The organism is Vibrio sp. OPT46 (assembly GCF_015163535.1).
Lineage (GTDB): Bacteria > Pseudomonadota > Gammaproteobacteria > Enterobacterales > Vibrionaceae > Vibrio > Vibrio alginolyticus.
This window is the reverse complement of record NZ_JADDYG010000165.1, coordinates 71,957-75,338: the sequence shown is the minus strand read 5'-3', so window position 1 is coordinate 75,338 and position 3,382 is coordinate 71,957. Positions and strand designations below refer to the sequence as shown.

Genomic DNA, 3,382 nt, shown 5'->3' with positions numbered 1-3,382 from the left:
CTACCTCGCTCGTAAACTGAACTCCTTTGGTAAACTCTAATGCAACCATCAGGCACTTACCTACTTGGCCGCAAAAGCGGCCGTTTCAATTTTCTAATATCCAAACGAACTGTCGCTTGGTGCATTTTGCTTACAATAGCCACAACAATCATTGCCACCTTCGCTTTATCTCAAGGAGAGCTAAGAACAAGCCCGACCGATCTTGTTGAGGTCGCATTCGGCACAGCTGAACAATTCACTTCAATTGTGATTCTTGAATGGCGACTACCGAGGTTATTTGCATCGCTTGTTTTTGGCGCAGCGCTCGGAGTCAGTGGTGCACTTTTTCAATCACTCATCCGTAATCCATTAGGAAGCCCTGACATTATTGGCTTTAACACTGGCGCGTACACAGGTGCACTAGTCGTCATCATTGTATTTGGGGGAAGCTATTTTGAGGTTGCATTTGGTGCAATCACAGGCGGCTTAATTGCAGCAACGGCTGTATACCTGCTGGCATACAAACAAGGAATCCAAGGATTTAGATTAATCATCATTGGTATTGGCATCAGCGCCATGTTAAGCGCTTTTAATAGCTGGCTGATGCTCACAAGCAAGTTGGAGACAGCGATGACAGCCGCCATATGGGGTGCTGGTACACTGAATGGGCTGGGATGGAATAAAATTTTGCCATCATTTGTTTTTATTGCTGTCGCTTTTGTCATATCTGCAACACTTGTCAGAAAGTTAAACCTTTTAGAAATGGGTGATGACAATGCCGCAATGCTTGGCGTAAGTGGTGAACGCACTCGGCGGTTAGCGATGCTATCTGGCGTTATTTTGACAGCAGCAGTCACCGCCGCTACGGGCCCGATTTCATTCATCGCTTTAGTCGCTCCACAACTTGCTAGAAAGCTAACCAAAGATGGCTCGGTGGGACTGATGGCCTCAGCATTGATGGGAGCGATGTTACTCACTCTGTCCGATTTCACTGCCGTTAATTTATTTGCACCACACCAATTACCCGTCGGCGTAATAACCATAAGTATTGGAGGTATCTACTTGCTGTATTTGCTTATTCGCCAATCAGAGAGATCATAATTTGACTAACGCAACACAACATAAAATAAACTCGCGCTATCGATTGCAGGCGGAACAAGTCACACTCGCCTACCAAGATAACGTCATATCTCAATCTTTGTCAGTTGGCATCCCAGACAATAAATTCACTGTCATCTTAGGACCAAACGGCTGCGGTAAATCAACATTACTACGCGGATTAAGCAATCTGCTCATGCCCAAATCTGGATCTGTTTTGTTAGATGGCAAAAATCTCTGCCACTTTCCTCGTCAAGAACTGGCAAAGCAGCTGGGACTACTGCCCCAATCTGCAATTGCGCCATCTGGCTTAACTGTTCACGATCTCATATGTCGAGGGCGCTTCCCTCATCAATCATTTTTGAAACGCTGGACACAAGCTGACGAACAGGCCGTACAACAAGCGATAGAGGCAACTCAGGTTGAGCCATTACTAGGGCAAAACGTTGAAGCATTGTCCGGAGGACAGCGGCAACGTGTTTGGGTTGCCATGGTTCTGGCGCAAAAAACACCTTATTTACTGTTAGATGAACCGACAACTTATTTAGACATTGCACATCAAATTGAACTATTGGATCTATTTAGAAAACTGAATCGGCAAAACAGTTCAACCATCGTTGCGGTGCTGCACGATCTCAATCATGCATGTCGTTATGCTGATCACTTAATCGTGATGAATTCAGGACAAGTCGTTGCAGAAGGAACACCCAATACGGTGATCACAGAAACACTGATCCAACACGTATATGGGTTACGTTGTTTAATAATGCCCGACCCTCTAACCAAGACGCCAATGATCATTCCTCGAGATTCTAGAGTCGATTAGCGTTTCTGACGATATCATGCGTTTCACATAAAGAATTTACACCAATAAAAAACCGGCGATTTCGCCGGTTTTATTTTTGTTACTTCAAACTTGGGAGTCCACTAAGCAACGTATTTAGCTGCTCCCCAACATCACCAACGTTTTCAGGCGCGATAATATCTTCGTGCGAACACTCGAAATAATGCTTGTGCAAGCTGGTAATAAATGGCTTCCAATGCGCATCAATGTCATACCCCTCCGGTAAGGTACGTTCAGCCACAAACAAATTCACCTCACCATCATAAAGTGATGATTTTGCGCTAGATAATAGCCGAACAGCATCTTCATAGTTCGATGTAATATCTTTAAACATCGCCATACGTTGCTTGTCCAATTCATCATCTGTAATGTCATTTGCTGCTAAGAACAAATCCTTTTCTCTTTCGATCTCGTCTTGCGCCTCTTCATTCATTGGCCCTTCCCAATCTTGGCCTTCAGGTGGGTAGGTATCTAGCAAGCCTAAGAATGCAACTTCTTCACCTTGACGTCGCAGTTTAGATGCCAATGCTTGAGCTACTGTTCCACCAAAGGAATAGCCTAGTAAATGGTATGGCCCTTCAGGCTGTAATTGCTTCAATGCTTTCATATGAATATCACAAGCATCTTCCATGCCTCGCCCCGCAGAGATGGCACCATTTGGACGTGGTGATTGCAGACCAAACACTGGATAGTGACCATCCAGATATTTAGGTAAACCTGTATATTGCCACGCGAAGCCAGAGGCGGAATTGATGCAGAAGAGCGCAGGACCAGATCCCGCTCTTATTGGCAGGACTTCACCAAAGCCAGCAAGAGTTGGATCGTTTAGCGCTTCATCGTCTAATAATAATGCCGTCAGTTTCTCTGGTGTTGGGTTCACCATGATTTGACCAATGGTCACAGGAACATTAAGAATTCGACGAATATCTGCTGCCAGCTTCATTGCCATTAATGAGTGACCACCTAAGGCAAAGAAATCATCTTCTGCAGACAGAGTATCCAGCCCTAACACGTCAGCAAATATGCTCACAAGTTGAGTTTCCATCCCTGGTCGTGCCGTTCGCCCAGAACCAGTAACAACGTCACTCGGGAGAGGCAACGCTTTGCGATCAAGTTTGCCGTTGGCACTTAATGGGTATTCTTCCATCAAGATAATGGCAACAGGAACCATGTGAGCTGGCAAATGCTCTGCCAGTTTGCTGCGCAGAGTTTCGCTCTCCGTTTCGACACCATCATTGAGGATCGCATAACCCACAAGCTGGCGATCATCCGCACCCGCCATGGCCTTTTCATTACTCAAGGATTTTGCACAGACAAGGGCCTGCTTAACACCTGCAAGCGATTGAAGCGCCGTTTCGATTTCTCCCAGTTCAATCCGTTGACCACGAATTTTTAATTGATCATCACTTCGACCAAGGTATTCGATTTTTCCAGAGGGTAGCCAACGAACAACATCTCCTG

At 45.5% G+C, this 3,382-nt stretch carries 3 protein-coding genes; 2 read left to right on the top strand and 1 reads right to left on the bottom strand.

Annotated elements, in window-relative coordinates; translation table 11 throughout:
• Positions 1–39 precede the first annotated feature (39 nt).
• A complete protein-coding gene (fepG, locus tag IQR33_RS08080) occupies positions 40–1,080 on the top strand; it encodes an iron-enterobactin ABC transporter permease (RefSeq protein WP_193837329.1) in 1,041 nt (346 codons plus the stop codon).
• A 1-nt stretch (position 1,081) separates the two neighbouring features.
• Complete coding sequence (locus tag IQR33_RS08075) at positions 1,082–1,903, top strand: ABC transporter ATP-binding protein (protein ID WP_017821440.1); 822 nt, start codon at positions 1,082–1,084, stop codon at positions 1,901–1,903.
• 79 nt (positions 1,904–1,982) lie between these two features.
• On the opposite strand, the gene IQR33_RS32590 is transcribed toward IQR33_RS08075, so the two are convergent.
• Positions 1,983–3,382, bottom strand: a 1,400-nt coding sequence (locus tag IQR33_RS32590) for a thioesterase domain-containing protein (RefSeq protein ID WP_228013794.1), incomplete at its 5' end; no start/stop codon positions are given.

Coding starts and splice junctions, on each gene's coding strand:
- fepG (WP_193837329.1), top strand. CDS start 40: ATGCAACCATCAGGCACTTACCTACTTGGCCGCAAAAGCGGCCGTTTC.